Origin of the sequence: Pseudomonas sp. NPDC087029, from assembly GCF_044745345.1 — a bacterium.
Lineage (GTDB): Bacteria > Pseudomonadota > Gammaproteobacteria > Pseudomonadales > Pseudomonadaceae > Aquipseudomonas > Aquipseudomonas faucium.
The window spans coordinates 309776-332403 of the sequence record NZ_JBIVAB010000002.1; the positions used below are offsets into that span (position 1 = coordinate 309776).

Below are 22628 nucleotides of genomic sequence, written 5' to 3' on the forward strand. Positions count from 1 at the left end.
ATTTATCCGCGATGCGCCGCGCGGGCGGCGCTCGATCTCATAGGCGCTAAAAGCGTCGTGCCAAGCATCTGTTAGCCCTCATGCAGTCTCAAGACATGCGCCACCAATTCCCACTGCATCCTCAGATATTTCCTACGAATTTAAGCTATCGGTATCAGCACATGCGAAATATCCTACGAGCTCTGTCGACACGCGTCTGATTGTCCCTGGAAACCTGACTCTCTAGGCTCTCCGGGTCGCTGAATGTTTCAGCGATCGGGGTGTGGAAACCCCGGCAATACATGAGAATGCGACCGTCGTAATGGCAGTTGTACGCGGAAGGCCGCACGGCCTACCGGGGTTCTCATGGCCTGGTTTTCCACTCCGTGTACAACTGCCACCCTTACGTGTGGAAACGAACGGGGGCGGTCCATGCCATGAGAGAGAACCATGAAGAAGTTAGTCCCCGATCCACCCCACCATTTTGATCTGCCTGACGGTACGACCCTCACCTACGCCATCGGCAACAACCTAGTTCCCTTGGACCATGTCGTAGTTAACATCACCCATTACCTGACGATCGCCTACACCCACAGCCACCGCGCCATAGATGGCATTGCCGATGAGGCAGCGCGGGAGTCGCTGCTGAACGGACTTAGGGCCATGCAGCTTGCCTGGGGGCAAGCGGATGCGCTTTGCCTCGCCCTGGAGCGTACCGGCAGCTTGCACTGATGCTCGACGCTTCCACCGCAGAATTCAGGTAAATGAATCGATGAACGAAAACGACAAGATCACGCCCGGCAAAACCTTTTTCTACCAAGGAGAAGCCCATGATCAGCCGCTATTTCAGATAGCCGCCGGCATTCCCTGCCAAAACGCCCGTGAACAAGCCTCCGAGTTGATGGGTTATGTGCGCGACATGACGCTCACCGGGGTCATGGAGAACGACCAGCAACTGATCTGGGCTTCTCACTACCTGAGTGCATTGGCCAAGGCGCTGTTGGATGATGTCGAGCTGGGCATGATGCGTTGATTCGGGGTCCACTCAAGATCCAGACAACTTCCTGAACCCAGGGTGCACACAAACAAAAACGCCCCCGGCCTTTCGACCGGGGGCGTTTTCATTCAGCCAAAGCTAACTCAGCTGTTCTTGGCTTTCTTGGCAGCGCGGGTACGCTCGCTTTCGTCCAGGATCTTCTTGCGAAGACGGATGGACTTCGGCGTGACTTCGCACAGCTCGTCTTCCTGGATGTATTCCAGAGCCTGCTCCAGGGTGAAGCGAACAGGCGGAACCAGGGCGATGACTTCGTCTTTACCCGAAGCACGCATGTTGTCGAGCTTCTTGCCCTTGGTAGGGTTGACGCCCAGGTCGTTGTCGCGGCTGTTCTGGCCGATGATCTGACCGTTGTAGATCTCTTGGCCGTGCTCGACGAACAGCTTGCCACGCGCCTGCAGGGTTTCCAGCGAGTAGGTCAGCGCCTTGCCGGTTTCGACCGAAACCAGTACGCCGTTCTGACGGCCGGACATGTGGCCGGACTTCACAGCGTCGTAGCGATCGAAGATCGAGGTCAGGATGCCTGCACCGTTGGTCAGGGTCAGGAACTGGTTACGGAAACCGATCAGACCACGAGCCGGGATGTTGTACTCCAGGCGTACACGGCCCTTGCCATCCGGAACCATGTTGGTCAGGTCGCCCTTACGCAGGCCCATCTCTTCCATGACCTTGCCCTGGGATTCTTCAGGGATGTCGATGGTGACGTTTTCGAACGGTTCCTGCTTCACGCCGTCCACTTCACGGATGATCACTTCCGGACGGCCCAGGGCCAGCTCGAAGCCTTCACGACGCATGGTTTCGATCAGTACCGAGAGGTGCAGCTCGCCACGGCCCGAGACCTTGAACTTGTCTGGGGAGTCGGTTTCTTCAACGCGCAAGGCAACGTTGTACAGCAGCTCTTTGTCCAGACGGTCCTTGATGTTACGGCTGGTGACGAACTTGCCTTCCTTGCCGCAGAACGGCGAGTCGTTGACCTGGAAGGTCATCGAAACGGTAGGCTCGTCAACGGTCAGCGGCTTCATCGCCTCGACGGCGGTCGGGTCGCACAGGGTGTCGGAGATGAACAGCTCGTCGAAACCGCTGATGCAGACGATGTCGCCAGCCTGGGCTTCTTCGACGTCGACGCGGTGCAGGCCGTGGTGGCCCATCAGCTTGAGGATACGGCCGTTACGCTTCTTGCCGTCGGCGTCGATGGCGACAACCGGGGTGTTCGGCTTGATGCGACCACGGGCAATACGGCCAACGCCGATCACACCCAGGAAGCTGTTGTAGTCCAGTGCGGAGATCTGCATCTGGAACGGACCGTCACGGTCAACGGCTGGCGCTGGAACGTGGTCGATGACAGCCTGGTACAGGGCGGTCATGTCTTCGCCCATCTCGGTGTGGTCCAGGCCGGCGATGCCGTTCAGGGCCGAAGCGTAGACGACTTTGAAGTCCAGCTGTTCGTCGGTGGCACCGAGGTTGTCGAACAGGTCGAAGATCTGGTCCAGAACCCAGTCAGGACGCGCGCCCGGACGGTCGACCTTGTTGATCACGACGATCGGCTTCAGGCCGGCTTCGAAGGCCTTCTTGGTCACGAAGCGGGTTTGCGGCATCGGGCCGTCCTGGGCGTCGACCAGCAGCAGCACGGAGTCGACCATCGACATTACACGCTCAACCTCGCCACCGAAGTCGGCGTGGCCGGGGGTGTCGACGATGTTGATGTGGTAGCCGTTCCAGTTGATGGCGGTGTTCTTCGCCAGAATGGTAATGCCGCGCTCTTTTTCCTGGTCGTTGGAGTCCATGACGCGCTCATCGTTGAGCTCGTTACGCTCCAGAGTGCCGGACTGACGCAGGAGTTTGTCGACCAGGGTGGTTTTACCATGGTCAACGTGGGCGATGATGGCGATGTTACGCAGATTTTCGATCACAACTGTATCTCGATCAGAGGATTCGGTTGCCGCCAGTCTAGGCGGCCAATATGAAGTTAAAAGGCTCAGCAGGCCCGGCGGTCGGGAGGGCGATGGCGGATGCTGCCGCCATACAGCCCTGGCATCTTATGCCGGACGATAAACACGCACATTGGCATGTCCCTCACTGAGCAGGTGGTGTGCGTGCAGGCGGCTCATCACACCTTTGTCGCAATAAAGCAGGTACTGGCGGGTTTCATCCAGCTGCTTGAACTTGCTGTTGATCGCATAGAACGGCATGACCTGCACTTCGACGCCGTCGATCAGCAGCGGTTGGTCTTCCTGGGCGTCGGGGTGGCGGATGTCGATGACGATCTGGCCCGGCAGCGCTTCGCGCACTTCCTCGACTTCCACGTCCTTGCCCAGCTCGTCGATCACATGGTCGATCGAGATGAACTTGGCACGCTCCAGGGCGCGCTCGAGCACCGCCATGTCGAACTGCTTCTCTTCATGCTCCATGCGGTGGCGCTTGGCATGGGTAGTCGGGTTCACCGAGATCACGCCGCAGTATTCGGGCATGTGCTTGGCGAAGTCGGCGGTGCCGATTTCGGTGGCCTGGTCGATGATGTCCTGCTTGTGGCTGGCCAGCAACGGGCGCAGCACCAGCTTGTCGGTGGCCGAATCGATGATCGACAGGTTCGGCAGCGTCTGGCTCGAGACCTGGGAGATCGCCTCGCCTGTGACCAGCGCTTCGATATCCAGACGATCGGCCATGTGCGCGGCGCCGCGCAGCATCATGCGCTTGAGGGTCACGCCCATGTAGCTGTTGTCGACCTTGTTGAGGATCTCGCCGACCACTTCCTCGAACGGCACGCTGATGAACAGCACGCGCTGGCTGCTGCCGTACTTCTTCCACAGGTAGTGGGCGACTTCCATCACCCCTAGCTCGTGGGCACGGCCGCCGAGGTTGAAGAAACAGAAGTGGGTCATCAGGCCGCGGCGCATCATCTGGTAGGCCGCCACGGTGGAGTCGAAACCACCGGACATCAGCACCAGGGTCTGCTCCAGGGCGCCCAGCGGGTAGCCGCCGATGCCCTGGTGCTGGTTGTGGATCACGTACAGGCGCTGGTTGCGGATTTCGATGCGGACCAGCACTTCAGGGGTCTTGAGGTCGATGCCGGCGGCGCCGCATTGCTGGCGCAGCTGGCTGCCGACGTAGCGGTCGACGTCCATCGAGGTGAAGTCGTGGTGGCCGCCGCGCTTGCAGCGCACGGCAAAGCGCTTGCCTTCGAGCAGGTGGCCGAAGTGCTGCTTGCACTTGGCGACGATGTCGTCGAAGTCGCCCAGCGGGTATTCCTCGACCTGCAGGAAGTGGGTGATACCCGGGGTGCAGGTCAGGCGCTCGATCATTTCGCGCTGGAGCTTCTCGTCCTCGACGCGGGTGACCACTTCGAGATTGTCCCAGACACCATCGACCGCGAGCTCCGGATCGAGATCCTTGAGCACGTTGCGGATGTTCTTGCCGAGCTGGCGGATGAAGCGCTTGCGCACCGGCCGGCTCTTGATGGTGATCTCTGGAAAGACTTTGACGATAAGTTTCATTGGTTTAACAGCGCGCGCAGGGCCTGCCGAAAATGAGGGGCGCGAATTATATCGGAAATTGCTCAGGATTTGACCAACTTTTGTACAGAAGGTTGGATTTATGTTTGCCTGCCCCGGCCTCATCGCCGGCAAGCCGGCTCCCACAGGGGAGACCGCAGGTCTTGAGGCTTGCAGTTGACCTGGTGGGAGCCGGCTTGCCGGCGATGAGGCCCTTAAAGGAAGCACAACCCTCAACAAACGCACCTTTTTAGTGCGCCACCATTGAAATCCGCCCCTTAAGAGTGCGCTTCAACCCCTCAACCCCTCACCAAATGCCCGCAAACGCCCCCTTTTATCCCGCCCTCGCCATTTTCGGGCACTGGCATGCAATTTGCTCCCTTGTGAGGCAGGTACGCTTGGCCGACTATCCGCGCCCGGCAACACCCTTTTTTCCAGGGCAGCGGCCCACCGCGCTCTAGACCATCCGGAGGACAACATGTCGAAGTCGGTTCAACTCATCAAAGATCATGACGTCAAGTGGATTGATCTGCGTTTCACGGACACCAAAGGCATTCAGCATCACGTGACCATGCCAGCGCGTGATGGCCTGGACGAAGACTTCTTCGAAGTCGGCAAGATGTTCGACGGCTCCTCCATCGCCGGCTGGAAAGGTATCGAAGCCTCCGACATGATCCTGATGCCGGTCGACGACACCGCCGTGCTGGACCCGTTCACCGAAGAGCCGACCCTGATCATCACCTGCGACATCGTCGACCCGTCGAGCATGCAGGGCTACGATCGCGACCCGCGCGGCATCGCCAAGCGCGCCGAGGAATACCTCAAGAGCACCGGCATCGGTGACACCGTGTTCGCCGGCCCAGAGCCTGAGTTCTTCATTTTCGACGAAGTGAAGTTCCAGTCCGACATCTCCGGCTCGATGTTCAAGATCTTCTCCGAGCAAGGCTCGTGGATGACCGGCGCTGACGTGGAAGGCGGCAACAAAGGCCACCGTCCAGGCGTAAAAGGCGGCTACTTCCCGGTTCCGCCGTTCGACCACGACCACGAAATCCGTACTGCCATGTGCAACGCACTGGAAGAAATGGGCCAGGTCGTCGAAGTTCACCACCACGAAGTGGCAACTGCCGGCCAGAACGAAATCGGCGTCAAGTTCAACACCCTGGTGAAGAAGGCTGACGAAGTACAGGCCCTGAAATACGTCGTGCACAACGTTGCCGACGCCTACGGCCGCACTGCTACCTTCATGCCGAAACCGCTGTACGGCGACAACGGCTCGGGCATGCACGTGCACATGTCGATCTGGAAAGACGGCAAGAACACCTTCTCGGGTGAAGGCTATGCCGGCCTGTCCGACACCGCCCTGTACTTCATCGGCGGCATCATCAAGCACGGCAAGGCCCTGAACGGCTTCACCAACCCGTCGACCAACTCCTACAAGCGTCTGGTCCCAGGTTTCGAAGCCCCGGTAATGCTGGCCTACTCGGCTCGCAACCGTTCCGCCTCGATCCGCATTCCTTACGTCGGCAGCCCGAAAGCCCGCCGTATCGAAGCGCGCTTCCCGGACCCATCGGCCAACCCGTACCTGGCCTTCGCAGCCCTGCTGATGGCTGGCCTGGACGGCATCCAGAACAAGATCCACCCAGGCGATGCGGCCGACAAGAACCTGTATGACCTGCCGCCTGAAGAGGCCAAGGACATCCCGCAGGTTTGCGGCAGCCTGAAAGAAGCCCTGGAAGAGCTGGACAAAGGCCGTGCGTTCCTGACCAAGGGCGGCGTGTTCTCCGATGACTTCATCGATGCCTTCATCGAGCTGAAGTCGGAAGAAGAAATCAAGGTCCGCACCTTCGTGCACCCGCTGGAATACGAGCTGTACTACAGCTGCTGATGTAATCGGCGCCTGGCGCTGATCAACGTCACTGGAAACGGCCTCCTTCGGGAGGCCGTTTCTGTTTCTGCCTTCTGCAACTTCGGAAGCTTCCTACCCCAAGAAATACGCCCACTTCTCCACACTCGACGCTTTACCCAACCGGAGAATTGCCATGCGCCCCCTGCCCCTCATCACCCTTGCCTTGAGCCTTGCCGGCTGCACCACTGCCTCGGCAGGCAGCCTCGCCCTCACCCCCTTGCTCGACGCCATCGAACAGCGCTTGAACCTGGCCAACGCCGTTGCCCTGCACAAGTGGGACCAGGGCCAACCGGTACAGGCCACCGAGCGCGAACAGCAGGTGCTGGCGCAGGTAAACGCGACCGCCCCCGCTTATGGCCTGGCCCCGCAACGTGCCGAAGCGTTTTTCGCCGACCAGATAGAGGCCAACAAGGTGGTGCAATACAGCCTGCTGTCCCGCTGGCACCTGCAGGGCGCGGCGCCCGACACGCCACGCCAGGACCTGCAGCAGCAGATCCGCCCGCAACTCGACGCGCTGCAAGCAACGCTGCTCGGCCAACTGGCCGCCTTCGAGCAGCAAAAGCCAGCCACATGCGCTGCGGACCTCGCAGAAGCGCTGGCCAGCCGCCCGGCAGACAGCCTGACCCGCACGGCCCTGGTCCGCGCCACCGGCCAACTGTGCGATAAACCCTGATAGCTCTATGCTCTATATTGGTGCGCCCATTGGCGGGCGCGCCTTTTACCCACACCAAAATGGGTCACAAAAAACGTTAAACCAGGGCATTCTGGTCCGAATTCGCGCAATTCCAGGCCTTTTTCGGCTTATTCCGCTTCTTTTCGGAGCCTTGGTTTGTTTCTTGCATTTTCCTCGCATCAGCGGATCCATAGCGCGCCCGCCAAGCGCCAAAAGAGGTCAACGACGCCTTATGACCATCAGCGATGCACAGCACCGTCTGCTTCTGGACAACCTGACCACCGCCACGCTTCTGCTCAACGCCGAACTGCGCCTGGAATACATGAACCCGGCCGCCGAAATGCTCCTGGCAGTCAGCGGCCAGCGCAGCCACGGGCAGTTCATCAGCGAGCTGTTCACCGAGTCGACCGAGGCGCTCAATTCCTTGCGCCAGGCGGTCGAGCAGGCGCACCCGTTCACCAAGCGTGAAGCGCAACTGACCTCGCTGACCGGGCAGACCATCACCGTCGACTACGCCGTGACGCCGATCCTGCACCAGGGCAACACCCTGCTGCTGCTGGAGGTGCACCCCCGCGACCGGCTGCTGCGCATCACCAAGGAAGAGGCCCAGCTCAGCAAGCAGGAAACCACCAAGATGCTGGTGCGTGGCCTGGCCCACGAAATCAAGAACCCGCTGGGCGGCATCCGCGGTGCCGCGCAGTTGTTGGCCCGCGAGCTTCCCGAAGAAGGGCTGCGCGACTACACCAACGTGATCATCGAGGAAGCCGACCGCCTGCGTAACCTGGTCGACCGCATGCTTGGCTCGAACAAGCTGCCTTCGCTGTCGATGACCAACATCCACGAGGTGCTCGAGCGCGTCTGCAGCCTGGTCGAGGCCGAGAGCCAGGGCTGCATCACCTTGGTGCGCGACTACGACCCCAGCCTGCCCGACGTGCTGGTCGACCGCGAACAGATGATCCAGGCCGTGCTGAACATCGTGCGCAATGCCATGCAGGCCATCAGCTCGCAGAACGAACTGCGCCTGGGCCGCATCACCCTGCGCAGCCGCGCGGTGCGCCAGTTCACCATCGGCCATGTGCGCCATCGCCTGGTGGCGCGGGTCGAGATCATCGACAACGGCCCGGGCATCCCGGCGGAACTGCAGGACACCCTCTTCTATCCCATGGTCAGCGGCCGCCCCGACGGTACCGGGCTGGGCCTGGCCATTACCCAGAACATCATCAGCCAGCACCAGGGCCTGATCGAATGTGAAAGCCACGCGGGCCACACCGCCTTCTCGATCTTCCTGCCCCTGGAACAAGGAGCCACCGCCTCATGAGCCGAAGTGAAACCGTATGGATCGTCGATGATGATCGCTCCATCCGCTGGGTACTGGAAAAAGCCCTGCAACAAGAAGGCATGACCACCCAGAGCTTCGACAGCGCCGATGGCGTGATGGGCCGCCTGGCCCGGCAGCAGCCGGACGTGATCATTTCCGACATCCGCATGCCGGGCGCCAGCGGCCTCGACCTGCTGGCGCAGATCCGCGAGCAGCACCCGCGCCTGCCGGTCATCATCATGACCGCCCATTCCGACCTGGACAGCGCCGTGGCCTCCTACCAGGGCGGCGCCTTCGAATACCTGCCCAAGCCGTTCGACGTCGACGAAGCGGTGTCGCTGGTCAAGCGGGCCAACCAGCATGCCCAGGAACAGCAGGGCCTCGACGCCCCCCAGGCACTGGCGCGCACGCCTGAGATCATTGGCGAAGCGCCGGCGATGCAGGAAGTGTTTCGGGCCATTGGCCGGCTCAGCCACTCCAATATCACCGTGCTGATCAACGGCGAATCCGGCACCGGCAAGGAGCTGGTGGCCCATGCCCTGCACCGCCACAGCCCGCGCGCGGCCTCGCCGTTCATCGCCCTGAACATGGCGGCGATCCCCAAGGACCTGATGGAGTCGGAGCTGTTCGGCCACGAGAAAGGCGCGTTCACCGGCGCCGCCAACCTGCGGCGCGGGCGCTTCGAACAGGCCGATGGCGGCACGTTGTTCCTCGACGAGATCGGCGACATGCCCGCCGACACCCAGACCCGCCTGCTGCGGGTGCTGGCCGATGGCGAGTTCTACCGCGTCGGCGGCCACGTGCCGGTGAAGGTCGATGTGCGGATCATCGCGGCGACTCACCAGAACCTCGAATCGCTGGTGCAGGCTGGCAAGTTCCGCGAAGACTTGTTCCACCGCTTGAACGTGATCCGCATCCACATCCCGCGCCTGGCAGACCGGCGCGAGGATATTCCGGCGCTGGCCCGGCACTTCCTGGGCCGTGCCGCCCAGGAGCTGGCCGTCGAGCCGAAGCTGCTGAAGCCGGAAACCGAAGAGTTCATCCGCAACCTGCCTTGGCCGGGCAACGTGCGCCAGCTGGAGAACACCTGCCGCTGGATCACCGTGATGGCCTCCAGCCGCGAGGTGCTGGTCGGCGACCTGCCGCCCGAGCTGCTCAACCTGCCGCAGGATGCGGCGCCGGTGACCAACTGGGAGCAGGCGCTGCGCCAATGGGCCGACCAGGCACTGGCGCGCGGGCAGTCGAACCTGCTCGACAGCGCCGTGCCCAGCTTCGAACGGATCATGATCGAGACCGCGCTCAAGCACACCGCCGGGCGCCGCCGCGATGCCGCGGTGCTGCTGGGGTGGGGGCGCAATACCTTGACCCGCAAGATCAAGGAGCTGGGGATGAATGTGGCGGGTGGCGATGAAGAGGACGGCGAGGAGCATTGATTGCTCATCAGCCGCTGATTTTGTGGGAGCCGGCTTGCCGGCGATGCGGGCGCCGCGGTGCATGGCACCGGCTTAGCCGGTGATCGCCGGCGAGCCGGCTCCCACAAGGGCCCCCGCCGAAACAGTCCTGCACCGAACCTGTGCCTCCTGCACCGCCTTAAGGCACAAATCCCCTCGAATTCCGGCCAGATCCCCCTCAAAGCCCCATATCCACGGGCTTTGCAAACCTGGCACGCCCCCTGCAATAAACCAAATCAAGACATCTCCCGTTTCGGGGGCCTCGGTACAGGCAGGCCGGGTGACCCCTCTTTTATTCGCAGCACCGCCCGTTTTGGGGGACCTCGGTACAGGCAGGCCGGGACATCCCCTCTTTTATTCGTGCAGCCTTACCTGCACCCGCCAACGCCCAGCGCCTTCTGCACCGGCCCACTCGCCGTGCAGGGGGCGCGTGGCTACCAGGGTCAGCAACAAGCCCTCTTCAGTCTTCTGCAAACGCCACCCCACCGGCTTGCCCTGCAGGCTCAACTGCCCGCGCTGGGCCTTGCCCTGGGCCTCGAACAACAGCGCAACCGTGCCTTCCACGTGCTCACCGTGCAGCTTGGGTTCTTCGTTGAACCACAGGTCGAGGCCATCCTGCACCACGTCCACCTGCTCCAGCACACGCTCGTCCGGGGTGGTCAGGCGGCCGATCATCAGCCCGACCATCACGCCGACGATCGCCAGAGACAGCAGCACACGCGGCAAGCCCTTCGATCGCAGGTCCGCTTCGGGGGTAGAATGCTCGCCATCTTCACGCTTGGAGCCGTGCATGTTTCACGTCATCCTCTTTCAACCAGAAATTCCGCCGAATACCGGCAACATCATCCGCCTGTGCGCCAACAGCGGTTGCGACCTGCACCTGATCGAACCGATCAGCTTCGAGCTGGACGACAAACGCCTGCGCCGGGCCGGGCTGGATTACCACGAGTATGCCACGCTCAAGCGCCACGAAAGCCTGGCCGCATGCCTGGAAAGCCTGGGCAATCCGCGGCTGTTCGCCTTCACCACCAAGGGCTCGCACCCGTTCCACGAAGTGGCCTACCAGGCAGGGGACGCGTTCCTGTTCGGGCCGGAAAGCCGAGGCCTGCCGGCCGAGGTGCTGGACAGCCTGCCGGCCGAACAGCGCCTGCGCCTGCCGATGCGGCCGGGGTGCCGCAGCCTGAACCTGTCCAACACGGTGGCAGTGACGGTGTATGAGGCGTGGCGGCAGAACGGGTTTGCCGGGAGCTGATCCTTTGCCTGCTCAGGCCCTATCGCCGGCAAGCCGGCTCCCACAGGGATCGCAGCCCACCTAAGGCCTGTACATCACTTGTGGGAGCCGGCTTGCCGGCGATGAGGCCGGTACAGGCAACAAAAAAGCGCCCCGAGAGGCGCTTTTTTGATACCAGCAGAATTACTGCACGGTCGGCACTTCGCCGGCTTCCTGCATGCGCTGCATTTCTTGCGCGTACAGGGCGTCGAAGTTCACCGGCGACAGCATCAGGGCCGGGAACGAACCACGGGTCACCAGGCTGTCCAGGGTCTCGCGGGCATACGGGAACAGGATGTTCGGGCAGAACGCGCCGAGGGTGTGGCTCATCGACGAGGCGTCGAGGTTCTTGATCAGGAAGATACCGGCCTGCTGGACTTCGGCAATGAAGGCCACTTCGTCACCATTCTTGACGGTCACCGACAGGGTCAGCACCACCTCGTGGAAGTCGCCTTCCAGGGCCTTCTGCTTGGTGTTCAGGTCCAGGGCGACGCTCGGCTCCCACTGCTGACGGAAGATCTGCGGGCTTTTCGGCGCCTCGAACGACAGGTCGCGCACATAGATGCGCTGCATGGAGAACTGAGGGCTGGTGTCTTCGGCGGCTGCGCCGTTGGTCTGTTGGTCAGTCATGGCAGGTCCTTATCCTAATGTTTTTGAATGCAGTGCAAATCAGGCCGCCAGCAGCGCGTCGAGCTTGCCGGCGCGCTCCAGGGCATAAAGGTCATCGCAGCCTCCAACGTGGGTCGTGCCGATCCAGATCTGCGGCACCGAAGTACGGCCGGCTTTCTGGCTCATCTCGGCACGCAGCTGCGGCTTGCCGTCGACCTTGATTTCCTCGAAGGCCACGCCCTTGCTCTGCAGCAGATGCTTGGCGCGCATGCAGTAGGGGCAATAGTCGCTGGAGTAGACGATGACGGGCTTCATATCACTTCACCAGGGGCAGGTTATCGGCTTTCCAGCTGGAAACGCCACCGCTGAGCTTGGCGGCGGTGTAGCCGGCTTTGAGCAGGTCGCGGCACACCATGCCGGACTGCTGGCCCATCGCGTCGACGACGATCAGGGTCTTTTCCTTGTGCTTGTCCAGTTCGGCCATGCGGTTGGCCATTTTGTCCTGCGGGATGTTCACCGCACCGACGATGTGGCCAGCGGAGTAATCCTTGGACGGGCGGATATCGATGACCAGGGCCTTGTCGGCGTTGACCAGCGCGGTCAGTTGGCCATTGCTCAGGCTCTGGCCGCCACGGCGGATTTCGTTGACCAGCAGGGCAACCAGCAATACGACGAAAATCGCAACCAGGATGTAGTGATCTGTCGCGAATTGAATCAGGTGAGCAACCATCAGCGGTGTTCCAGGCGATTGAAAATGCCGGCCAGTATACACAGCCCCCCATGACCACCAAAGCCCGTCAGGCCGGCCACAAAGGTGCCTTCATGTTGCGCCGCTGGCCACGCTGGTCAGCGAACAGGACGATTATTCGCCGCAGGTGGCGTATTTGCCCTAAAATGCGTGTCTTTATCATCTTTGAACAACCGTGAGTTTGATTGATGACGAGCACCCCCAAACCCCTTGTCCTGATCATCCTGGATGGCTTCGGTCACAGCGAATGCCCCGACTACAATGCCATCCTTGCCGCCAACACACCGGTCTATGACCGCCTGCGCGCGAGTCAGCCCAACGGCCTGATCTCCGGCTCAGGCATGGATGTCGGCCTGCCGGACGGGCAGATGGGCAACTCCGAAGTCGGTCACATGAACCTCGGCGCCGGCCGTGTCGTCTACCAGGACTTCACCCGGGTGACCAAGGCCATCCGCGACGGCGAGTTCTTCCATAACGCGGTGCTCACCGGCGCCGTGGACAAGGCAGCGGGTGCCGGCAAGGCCGTGCACATCCTCGGCCTGCTCTCCGACGGCGGCGTGCACAGCCACCAGGACCACCTGGTCGCCATGGCCGAGCTGGCCGCGCAACGGGGTGCCGAAAAGATCTACCTGCACGCCTTCCTCGATGGCCGCGACACCCCGCCGCGCAGCGCGCAGTCGTCGATCGAACTGCTCGATGCCACCTTCGCCAAGCTTGGCAAGGGCCGCATCGCCAGCCTGATCGGCCGCTACTACGCGATGGACCGTGACAACCGCTGGGACCGCGTCAGCGCTGCCTACAACCTGATCGTCGACAGCACTGCCGAGTTCCAGGCCGACACCGCCGTGGCCGGCCTCGAAGCGGCCTACGCCCGTGACGAGAGCGACGAGTTCGTCAAGGCCACCCGTATCGGCGAAGCGGTCAAGGTCGAAGACGGCGACGCGGTGATCTTCATGAACTTCCGCGCCGACCGCGCCCGCGAGCTGTCGCGCGCCTTCGTCGAAGCCGATTTCAACGAATTCCCCCGTGCCCGCCTGCCGAAAATGGCGGCCTACATCGGCCTGACCCAGTACTCGGCGAAAATCCCCGCCCCGGCGGCCTTTGCCCCGGCCAGCCTGCACAACGTGCTTGGCGAGTACCTGGCGAACAACGGCAAGACCCAGCTGCGCATCGCCGAAACCGAGAAATATGCCCATGTCACCTTCTTCTTCTCCGGCGGCCGCGAAGAGCCGTTCGAAGGCGAAGAGCGCATCCTGATCCCGTCGCCGAAGGTCGCCACCTACGACCTGCAGCCGGAGATGAGCGCGCCAGAGGTTACCGACCGCATCGTCGAGGCCATCGAGCAGCAGCGTTATGACGTGATCGTGGTCAACTACGCCAACGGCGACATGGTCGGCCATACCGGCGTCTTCGCCGCTGCGGTCAAGGCCGTCGAGGCGCTGGATGGCTGCGTCGGGCGTATCGTCGAGGCGCTGGACAAGGTCGGCGGCGAAGCGCTGATCACGGCCGACCATGGCAACGTCGAGCAGATGGAAGACGAGTCCACCGGCCAGGCGCACACCGCCCACACCACCGAGCCGGTGCCGTTCATTTATGTTGGCAAGCGCAAGCTCAAGGTCCGCGAAGGCGGCGTGCTGGCCGACGTGGCGCCGACCATGCTCAAGCTGCTGGGCCTGGAAAAACCCGCGGAAATGACCGGTACGTCGATCCTGCTCGACGCCTGATCGATGTACAGGGGCGCTTCGCACCCCACTCGCCGGCAAGCCGGCTCCCACAAAGAGCAGCCCCCGTGGGAGCCGGCTTGCCGGCGAAAGGGCTGCAAAGCAGCCCCCGTGGGAGCCGGCTTGCCGGCGAAAGGGCTGCAAAGCAGCCCCGCTGCACATGAATTCCGGACAAACGCCTGACCGCGCCCGCAGCCAGGCGTTTTTTTTGCAGGCCCGGGCGGGCATACTAGGCCAGTCTCCATCCCTGGTACGCCAAACCCCATGTTCCGCGCCCTGATCCTACTCGCCCTGTCTTGCCTGCTCAGCCCGGCGTTCGCCGACGAGCGCGCACAGACCCAGCAACAACTGGACGCCACCCGCCAGGACATCGCCGAGCTCAAGAAGACGCTGGGCAAACTCCAGGAAGAAAAGGCCGGCGTGCAGAAAGACCTCAAGGCCACCGAAACCGACATCGGCAACCTGGAAAAGCAGGTGGAGGCCCTGCAGCAAGAACTAAAAAAGACTGAAGGCGAGCTGGAGCGCCTTGATACCGAGAAAAAAAAACTCCAGAGCGCCCGCAGTGAACAACAGCGGCTGATCGCCATCCAGGCCCGTTCCGCCTACCAGAACAACGGCCGCGAGGAATACCTCAAGCTGCTGCTCAACCAGCAGAACCCCGAAAAATTCGCCCGCACCCTGAGCTACTACGACTACCTGAGCAAGGCACGCACCGAGCAGCTGCGCGCCTTCAACGAGACCCTGCGCCAGCTGGCCAACGTCGAACAGGACATCGGCCGCCAGCAGGCGCAACTGCTGGCCCAGCGCGCCGACCTCGACAGCCGCCGCCAGGCGCTGGAAGCCGAACGCGGCAAGCGCCAGCAAGTGCTGGCCAAGCTCAACAGCGATGTGAAGGACCGCGACCAGAAGCTGCAGGCCCGCGAACAGGACCAGGCCGACCTGGGCAAAGTGCTCAAGACCATCGAGGAAACCCTGGCCCGCCAGGCCCGCGAAGCCGAAGAAGCACGCAAGAAAGCGCTGCTGGCCGAGCAGGAAGCCGAGAAGCGCCGCCAGCAGCAAGCCCTGGCCGCCCGCGAAGAAGCCGAGCCGCCGAAAAAGGCCCGCACCACCCTCGGCCCCCTGGTTTCCAGCGACGGCGCCAACTACGGCGGTGCATTTTCTGCAGCCCGGGGAAAACTTCCTTGGCCGGTCAATGGTCGATTGCTGGCACGCTTCGGCGACGCCCGCGGCAGCGATGCCCGGGCCAAGTGGGATGGGGTGATGATCAGCGCCAACCCGGGCACCCAGGTGCACGCCGTACACGGCGGGCGCGTGGTGTTCGCCGACTGGTTGCGTGGCGCTGGACTTCTGGTCATTCTCGACCATGGTAATGGTTACCTGAGCCTGTACGGCCACAACCAGAGCCTGCTCAAGAGCGCCGGTGACATCGTCAAGGCCGGTGAAGCCATTTCCACCGTTGGCGACAGCGGTGGCCAGGACAGCGCGGGCTTGTACTTCGCCATCCGCCAGCAGGGCCGGCCGACCGACCCTGCGCAGTGGTGCAGAGGTTAGGTTCATTTTTCTCGGTGTAGCGCCTGGCGCTGCGCCGGTGCTCCGCAGGGAGCGTCTACAGGATCAGGAGTTCGTTCGACATGCTGCACTCGCCTCGCCTCACCCAGCTGGCCCTGACCATCGCCCTGGCGATCGGCGCGCCCTTGGCCCATGCCGCCGAGACGGCGCCCGCCAAGCCTGCCAAGCCCGCCGCGGTGCCGGCCACCGAGGTGACCGCCAAGGCGCCGCTGCCGCTTGAAGAGCTGCGCACCTTTGCCGAGGTCATGGACCGCATCAAGGCTGCCTACGTCGAGCCTGTGGACGACAAGACCCTGCTGGAAAACGCCATCAAGGGCATGCTCAGCAACCTCGACCCGCACTCGGCCTACCTCGGCCCTGAAGACTTCCAGGAGCTGCAGGAGAGCACCAGCGGCGAGTTCGGCGGCTTGGGCATCGAAGTAGGCCAGGAAGACGGCTTCATCAAGGTGGTGTCGCCGATCGACGACACCCCGGCCTCGCGCGCCGGGGTCCAGGCCGGCGACCTGATCGTCAAGATCAACGGCGCCCCGACCCGTGGCCAGACCATGACCGAAGCCGTGGACAAGATGCGCGGCAAGATCGGCGAGAAGATCACCCTGACCCTGGTGCGCGACGGCGGCAACCCCTTCGACGTGACCCTGGCCCGCGCGGTCATCCAGGTCAAGAGCGTGAAGAGCCAGCTGCTGGAAAACGACTACGGCTACATCCGCATCACCCAGTTCCAGGTCAAGACCGGCGAAGAAGTGGGCAAGGCCCTGGCCAAGCTGCGCAAGGACAACGGCAAGAAGCTGCGCGGCGTGGTCCTGGACCTGCGCAACAACCCAGGCGGCGTGCTGCAATCGGCGGTGGAAGTGGCCGACCACTTCCTCACCAAGGGCCTGATCGTCTACACCAAGGGCCGTATCGCCAACTCCGAGCTGCGCTTCTCCGCCGACCCGGCCGATGCCAGCGAGGGCGTGCCACTGGTGGTGCTGATCAACGGCGGCAGCGCCTCGGCCTCGGAGATCGTCGCCGGCGCCCTGCAGGACCAGAAGCGCGCCGTGCTGATGGGCACCGACAGCTTCGGCAAAGGCTCGGTGCAAACCGTGCTGCCGCTGGCCAACGACCGCGCCCTGAAGCTGACCACCGCGCTGTACTTCACCCCCAACGGCCGCTCGATCCAGGCCCAGGGCATCGTCCCGGACATCGAAGTGCGCCAGGCCAAGATCACCGCCGAAGCCGATGCCGAAAACTTCAAGGAAGCCGACCTGCAGGGCCACCTGGGCAACGGCAACGGCGGCGCCGACCGCCCGACCAGCAGCAGCAAGCGCAAGGAGCGGCCACAGGACGATGACTTCCAGCTGAGCCAGGCACTGAGCCTGCTCAAGGGCCTGAACGTCACCAAGGGCCAGTGATCCCCACCATGCGTTATCTGCTGTTCACGCTGTTCTGCCTCCTGGCTGGCACCGCCCATGCGGCGCCAGCCAAGGCCTACATGAGCATCATCATCGACGACCTGGGCCAGAGCAGCGAGCGCGACAAGCGCACCCTGGCCCTGCCCGGGCCGGTGACCATGCCCGACACCCCGCATGCCAGCGATTTCGCCCGCCAGGCGCACAAGGCCGGCAAGACGGTGATCCTGCACATGCCCATGGACCCGGCCACCGGCCCCTACGCCTGGCACCCCGGCACGCCGCTGCCCGAACTGGCAAGCCGGCTGCAGGCGGCCCTGGCCAAGGTGCCCTACGCCGCCGGCATCAACAACCACATGGGCAGCCGCATGACCGCCCAGCGCGAGCCGATGGCCTGGTTGATGGGCGAGTTGCAGCAGCGCCACCTGTTCTTCGTCGACAGCCGTACCAGCGCGGCCACCGTCGCCGCCGCCGAAGCCCAGCGCATTGGCCTGGCGCATGTCTCGCGGGATGTGTTCCTCGACGACGTGCGCACGCCCGAGGCCATCGCCGGGCAACTTCGCATTGGCGTGGAAATGGCGCGGCGCCAGGGCTCGGCGGTGCTGATCGGCCACCCCTACCCGCAGACCCTGGCCGTCCTCGAACAGGCGCTGCCCCAGCTGGCCAGCCAGGGCATCACGCTGATCGGCCTCAAGCAGATGATCGCCGAACGCAGCAACCAGGCCATGCCTGCGCATGGCAGGCATGGGGTCTACAGCAACCGCTGATCAGGCGTCGAAGGGAATCAGCCCTTCCACGTCGGCCAGGCGCAGGTTGCCACGGTAGATCGCCAGCACTTCCTTGCCACTGGCTGCCGCGCGCATTTGCGCCTCACGCCCCAGCTTGCTCTGGTAGCCCAGCTTCAGGTGCCCTTTGCTGAACTCACGTTCAGGGGTGTCGGCTGCCGGGTAATGGAAGTGCGCCTCCCACAGCAGGCGCCCGGGTTTGCTGCCCTCGGCGTTGCGGCGCACTTCGTAGACATCGAGAAAATCCGTTGCCGACAACTTGCGCCGCGCGCCCTGGCGGCTGAGCCTGACCTTCTTCTCCTGCAGCAAGAACCGCAGGCTCTGGGCCGTAGGATGACTGGTGGCCAGGTACAGGCTGACCAATTTGTCGCGCTTGACCGTTGCCAGGCGTTCGATGGCATGGCTCAGGTTCTGCTCCAGCGCCTGGTCGGCCTCGCTGGAGGTGAAATTGGCCCGTACCTCTTCAAGCTTGTCGATGTGGCCATCGATCACGGTGGCCAACCCCAGGGGCTCGTCGTGCCGTTCGTACTGCCTGCCCAGGCCGATCACTGACTCGACCTGCTCGATCAACCGTTTGCCAAGCTCCCGCTCCTGGGCCAGGCCCAGCGATGGCCTGCGCTCGCTCTCTTCGACAGACACATCCTCGACCCACTCGGCCCCTTGCAGGCGGAAGGTCTTGAGCACATTGGCCCGATCATCGAGCTGCTCCAGTACCCGGGTGCCATCGCGCTCGCGCTCCACGCCCACCACGCTGCGCCCGCGGTGGGTGCGCACCACATGGCGGCGGCCGCCGCGCGGGGCATAGATGGGCTGGCGCAGCGGGCGTTGTTCGAGCAGCTCCTGCTCCTGGACGGCGGCAACCAGCTCTTTCTCCGCGCTGTCCTTGAGCGTATTGAGCAGAGCGCGATACTGGTCCAGCCGCTCCGGGCGAACGGCGGCGCCACCCAGGCTGCGCAGGTAGCTCGCCATGGCATCGGCCTCGGCATAGGCATCGACGACGCCGTTGAGGATGTTGATCTGCTCATCCCGCGCCACCTCGGCACGTGCGGGGTCGCCATGGGCAGCACCGGCGCTCCTGAGCCCGGCCCCCTTCAGATAATGTTCGTATTCCTCCAGCACGTGCTCGTGAACCCCGACACCCAGGCGGTCCAGGCACAATTCGCCAATGTCCATCAGCAACTGAAACTCCAGCTCTATCCCCGTCTGCCGCCGTTGCTCGACGATCCGGCCAAGCCAGGCATGCTTGCTGAGCCCGGATTGCTGATCGGTGAAGGTGATCGCATCATCCTTGAGCGTTCTTTCCAGCACCGCATCGAACTGCCGGGCAATCTGGACCATGTCCGACTCCCACTTGACCACCTTGGCCATCACTTCGAAGAACTGCTCGTACAGCTTTACTTCCTGCTCAAGCTCCGGCCGGGCGCAGACCCTGTTGGCCAGCTCGCCAACCTCTTCTTGATTGATCATCGCCGCCATCTCGTTGTAGAACGACTCGCAGTCCTGGATCATCTCCTGGCGCAAGTTGGCCCGGCCCTGCCTGAGCGCTTGCTCCATCACCTCCCTGTGGCGTGGAAGTGCGCTGATCTCATCGAGCACCTGGTCATGCTGCAGCCCGTTTTCGATGAGGGCCTTGAGGTCATACACGACAATTTCCCGATAACGCCCCTCGAGCCCCTTGAGCAGCTCTTTACGGCGGATCTGATCAGGCTCGGGTTGCTCCACTGCTGCAAGCTCGAGCAGATCGGCCTTGGTCTTCTCCAGCATGGTTCTGTGCCCCTTGAACGTCGCCTCGAGCTTCTTGCTCTGCAAGATAAGGTCCTTGTCCTGCTGGTTCAGCGCGGCCATCTTGCGGGCATTGGCTTCCTTGATCTGCTGCACGCGGCTCCTGGGCATGCCACCGCGCAAATGCAACCCGCCATCCACCCGCCAGGCGCCGAACCTGCGCACCAGCAGCGGCCCTCGGTTGCCCTCGGCATCGATGATGCGTACCTGGTCGCCCTCGAATTCGACGCGATAGTTTTCGCCAGCGAGTGCCACGTAGTACTGGCTGTCCAGCCGATAAAGGCCGTTGCTTTCGGCCATCTTGCCGGCAAGATCGACGCTCGCGCGCATACCGCGCAGCTTGTCACCCATGGCCTTGCCGAGGACGTTGAACCCTTGTGCGCCACGGAAGGAGAAATCAAGCGAGCGCCCAGGCTCTGTGGCCATGGCCCCCGCCAGCTGCAGCTGGCCTTGTGCCGGCGGCAAAGGCTGCTCCAGGCTGAACGGCACGCTGCCGCGCCTGGCCTGCAAGGCCCGTGCAGTGCCGGCGCCTGCTACCGGCCTGGGCAGCCACCCATGCATCAAGCCCGCCGCCAGGCCCAGCAACAGGTCGACCACGGCCACACTGCGTTCGGCCTCGTTGCCGCGCAGCAGTGCCGGCAGGTCATTGCGCACCATGCTCAGGCCCTGGACCAACCAGGCAACCACCGCCACCGGCCCGCCCATGAACAGCGTGACGGTGTCGAACAGCAACCAGCCACCCTGCAACAACACCGCCCAACGGCTCTGCGCGGTGGACAACGATTCGCGGGCAGCCAGTTCCAGCAACAGGTCCAAGCTCGCCTGGTACAGTTTCTGATCGATGGCTGGCGTCCAGAATTCGGCGCTGAAGGCCACGCGCACCGGCACTGGCAGCCCGCCTCCGGGCAACTCGGGCAGGAACAGCGCATCGAAGTCGCCGCGCCCATACGCATCGCGCGATGACCCGCTCATCCAGTCGAGCACGCTGTCCTGCAATGCACCGGGCCTGGCGATGGCCGATCGCAGGGCGTCGAGGCTTGGGAACTCGCGCAAAGTCCCCTGCATGTACAGCGGCCGATACAGCAACACCACCTCAAGCTCCGGGGCGAACAGCACATACATGCCATGCACCCTGTCGGCTTGCTCAGGGCCTGGAGTGCGCCGCAAGGCCAGTGGCATGAATTCGATCCCCGGGCGGTTGAACTGGCCGCGACAGAAATCGACCAGGCACTCCAGCCCCGCTTCGCTCAGGCCACCGTCCAGCCTGGCCAGCAACCCGCTGAACAACATCGAGCAGCGCCACTCGCGGCTAAAGCACGCCTCGCGCTGCGCCTTGCCCTGCTGGTCGGCCTTGGCTTGCTGGACATAGGCCACATAGCTGCCGCCGACATCGATCCGTTCGACCAGCGCTTTGAGGTAATCCGCCGTCAGCCACGGCATGATCAGCTGCTCGTCGCGATGCTCGATGCGTTCGAGCACCGCCCCCTGCAGGGAGGCAAGGTTGCCGATGGCGAATTCGGTCAGGGTCATCGTCCGCTTGAAAACGGTCCCCCAGCCGCTGCCGGGCATGCCAATGGCGCTGGACAGGGTAAGCACAAGGTCATCCGGGAAGTAATTGGCCTCGACCGGGTAGTCTTCGAGCAACGCCTCGCGCAGGCGCTTGCGGGCAAAGGCTTGCAGGTCCAGCACGCCTGCCGCCGAACCCTGCCCTTTTGACGCGGCCTGGGCCAGGGCCAGCTCGAACATGCCGCGCTGGTAGGCAAAACTGACCCCAGCGGGTGCGTTGGCCAGGCCCGGCGGGGCCTTGAGAGGCACCTCGGCGCTCATGCCATAGCCGGCAATGAAGTAGTGGGCGGGGTTGCCGACGCTTGCATACGCCGCCTCGCCCTGGTCGATACCGGCACCGTCGTCCAGGCGCCAGCCATCGAGCGCCTCGAACTGACAGTCCAGCAACAACGCCGCTTGCTGGGCGAACACATCGCCTTCCAGGGCAAAACGGTGCCAGGTCAGGCTATCGGCGCCCTGCATCTGGCACAGTGCCAAGGCAAAGTCGTCGAACGAAGTGAAGGGCCTGATCACGCCGCACGGCGCACACCACAGCAGCACCAGTCGCTCATCCCATTCGCCCAGCACCAACAGGTTCGGCAGCATTCGGGTAACGGCGCTGCCAGGTTCCTGCACTTGAACGGCAAACACCGAAGCCGGCGGCAGGCTGCCTTCGAGCAGCCCCAGTACCAGCGCCACCTGCTCGCCATCGAGCCCCTGCAGGGGCAGGTTGCCAAGCAGTGCCGACTTGAGCTGCTGCTGCAGCCAGAGGTCCCGGCTCACACCGAGGCTGCCGTTGGCCTGCCAGAAGTCCACCTGGGCCTGGCGCAGATGCCAGGGCAGCAGCAGGACCAGATCTTCGAGCTCATCCATCGCCTGCTGCACGGAAACGACAGCGTCCTCGAGCGGATTGCCGAGTGCGTCCTTGAAGGCGAAAGGTGCGCTGACCGACAGCATGAACTCGCCACCCGGCTTGCCCAAGGCGCGCAGGTCGCAGCCCTGGAACAGGGCAGTCAACAAGGCATCGAGCAACGGACGCGGCGTCCAGGAGGGGGCATCAGTCGTGGCGCTGGGGATGTGCAGCACCAACGCATCGGCGTCGGCAAGCTTGGCAGACCTGACCGAGTCGTAGCGCTCAGCCAGCAACTTCAGGGCTTCGCGCCCGGCTATCTGACGGACTGTGGGGCAGTCGCTGAACGCGGCGGCAACGGCCGCATGCAGATCGGGGAAGGTGCTCGGCATGGAGAAAATCCTTGTGAAGGTTGATCCACAAGGATGAAAACCATCACGCCGAGGCGGGGGTATCTATGTCTTCGGCCAACGAAGGGGCTGCCAGCGG

Annotated in this window: 18 protein-coding genes; 11 read left to right on the forward strand and 7 right to left on the reverse strand. The window is 63.3% G+C overall.

Annotation, left to right across the window (positions count from 1 at the left end; genetic code table 11):
• Positions 1-429 precede the first annotated feature (429 nt).
• Positions 430-711, forward strand: coding sequence for a hypothetical protein (locus tag ACIPG5_RS04805; protein WP_236237950.1), 282 nt, complete (start codon positions 430-432; stop codon positions 709-711).
• 40 nt (positions 712-751) lie between these two features.
• The gene (locus ACIPG5_RS04810; RefSeq protein ID WP_401373588.1) at positions 752-1012 is read left to right on the forward strand and encodes a DUF3077 domain-containing protein; all 261 of its coding nucleotides are present in this window, start codon (positions 752-754) and stop codon (positions 1010-1012) included.
• Positions 1013-1119: 107 nt separating this feature from the next.
• On the opposite strand, the gene typA is transcribed toward ACIPG5_RS04810, so the two are convergent.
• Both typA and thiI read right to left on the reverse strand, forming a co-directional pair.
• Entirely contained in the window at positions 1120-2943 is a 1824-nt protein-coding gene (typA, locus tag ACIPG5_RS04815) for a translational GTPase TypA (RefSeq protein WP_016489590.1), read from the reverse strand.
• Between the two features lie 126 nt (positions 2944-3069).
• Entirely contained in the window at positions 3070-4524 is a 1455-nt protein-coding gene (thiI, locus tag ACIPG5_RS04820) for a tRNA uracil 4-sulfurtransferase ThiI (protein WP_176512982.1), read from the reverse strand.
• 475 nt (positions 4525-4999) lie between these two features.
• Between thiI and glnA the strand changes: the two genes are divergently transcribed.
• From glnA to ntrC, 4 genes are all read left to right on the forward strand, one after another.
• Complete coding sequence (glnA, locus tag ACIPG5_RS04825; RefSeq protein WP_176512983.1) at positions 5000-6406, forward strand: type I glutamate--ammonia ligase; 1407 nt, start codon at positions 5000-5002, stop codon at positions 6404-6406.
• Positions 6407-6560: 154 nt separating this feature from the next.
• Positions 6561-7100: a chorismate mutase gene (locus ACIPG5_RS04830; RefSeq protein ID WP_401373591.1), complete on the forward strand. Its 540-nt coding sequence runs from the start codon at positions 6561-6563 to the stop codon at positions 7098-7100.
• A 232-nt stretch (positions 7101-7332) separates the two neighbouring features.
• Positions 7333-8418, forward strand: coding sequence for a nitrogen regulation protein NR(II) (gene glnL, locus ACIPG5_RS04835; protein ID WP_176512985.1), 1086 nt, complete (start codon positions 7333-7335; stop codon positions 8416-8418).
• Positions 8415-9851 carry a nitrogen regulation protein NR(I) gene (ntrC, locus tag ACIPG5_RS04840; protein WP_176512986.1) on the forward strand — a complete coding sequence of 479 codons (1437 nt, stop codon included), beginning with the start codon at positions 8415-8417 and terminating at the stop codon, positions 9849-9851. Before glnL ends, ntrC begins: the two co-directional genes overlap by 4 nt.
• Before the next feature lie 372 nt (positions 9852-10223).
• Here ntrC and ACIPG5_RS04845 read toward each other — a convergent pair whose 3' ends face one another.
• Entirely contained in the window at positions 10224-10661 is a 438-nt protein-coding gene (locus ACIPG5_RS04845) for a hypothetical protein (protein ID WP_401373593.1), read from the reverse strand.
• Here ACIPG5_RS04845 and trmL point away from each other — a divergent pair.
• On the forward strand, positions 10660-11121 hold the full coding sequence (gene trmL, locus ACIPG5_RS04850) for a tRNA (uridine(34)/cytosine(34)/5-carboxymethylaminomethyluridine(34)-2'-O)-methyltransferase TrmL (protein WP_401373595.1): 462 nt from the start codon (positions 10660-10662) through the stop codon (positions 11119-11121). The two genes, ACIPG5_RS04845 and trmL, sit on opposite strands and share 2 nt — an antisense overlap.
• A gap of 162 nt (positions 11122-11283) precedes the next feature.
• Here trmL and secB read toward each other — a convergent pair whose 3' ends face one another.
• The 3 genes from secB to ACIPG5_RS04865 are packed head-to-tail and all read right to left on the reverse strand — an operon-like array spanning position 11284 to position 12478.
• Entirely contained in the window at positions 11284-11769 is a 486-nt protein-coding gene (secB, locus tag ACIPG5_RS04855) for a protein-export chaperone SecB (protein ID WP_176512989.1), read from the reverse strand.
• A gap of 39 nt (positions 11770-11808) precedes the next feature.
• Entirely contained in the window at positions 11809-12063 is a 255-nt protein-coding gene (grxC, locus tag ACIPG5_RS04860) for a glutaredoxin 3 (RefSeq protein WP_176512990.1), read from the reverse strand.
• A gap of 1 nt (position 12064) precedes the next feature.
• Positions 12065-12478 carry a rhodanese-like domain-containing protein gene (locus ACIPG5_RS04865; protein ID WP_236237945.1) on the reverse strand — a complete coding sequence of 138 codons (414 nt, stop codon included), beginning with the start codon at positions 12476-12478 and terminating at the stop codon, positions 12065-12067.
• Positions 12479-12684: 206 nt separating this feature from the next.
• Here ACIPG5_RS04865 and gpmI point away from each other — a divergent pair, with 206 nt between their 5' ends.
• The 4 genes from gpmI to ACIPG5_RS04885 all read left to right on the forward strand — a co-directional run bounded on the left by gpmI (position 12685) and on the right by ACIPG5_RS04885 (position 17944).
• A complete protein-coding gene (gene gpmI / locus ACIPG5_RS04870; protein WP_176512992.1) occupies positions 12685-14220 on the forward strand; it encodes a 2,3-bisphosphoglycerate-independent phosphoglycerate mutase in 1536 nt (511 codons plus the stop codon).
• Positions 14221-14481: 261 nt separating this feature from the next.
• The gene (locus tag ACIPG5_RS04875) at positions 14482-15768 is read left to right on the forward strand and encodes a murein hydrolase activator EnvC family protein (protein ID WP_401373598.1); all 1287 of its coding nucleotides are present in this window, start codon (positions 14482-14484) and stop codon (positions 15766-15768) included.
• An 80-nt stretch (positions 15769-15848) separates the two neighbouring features.
• Entirely contained in the window at positions 15849-17180 is a 1332-nt protein-coding gene (locus tag ACIPG5_RS04880) for a S41 family peptidase (RefSeq protein ID WP_401373600.1), read from the forward strand.
• 8 nt (positions 17181-17188) lie between these two features.
• The gene (locus ACIPG5_RS04885) at positions 17189-17944 is read left to right on the forward strand and encodes a divergent polysaccharide deacetylase family protein (protein ID WP_401373602.1); all 756 of its coding nucleotides are present in this window, start codon (positions 17189-17191) and stop codon (positions 17942-17944) included.
• On the opposite strand, the gene ACIPG5_RS04890 is transcribed toward ACIPG5_RS04885, so the two are convergent.
• A complete protein-coding gene (locus ACIPG5_RS04890; RefSeq protein ID WP_401373604.1) occupies positions 17945-22531 on the reverse strand; it encodes a dermonecrotic toxin domain-containing protein in 4587 nt (1528 codons plus the stop codon).
• Between the last annotated feature and the right edge of the window lie 97 nt (positions 22532-22628).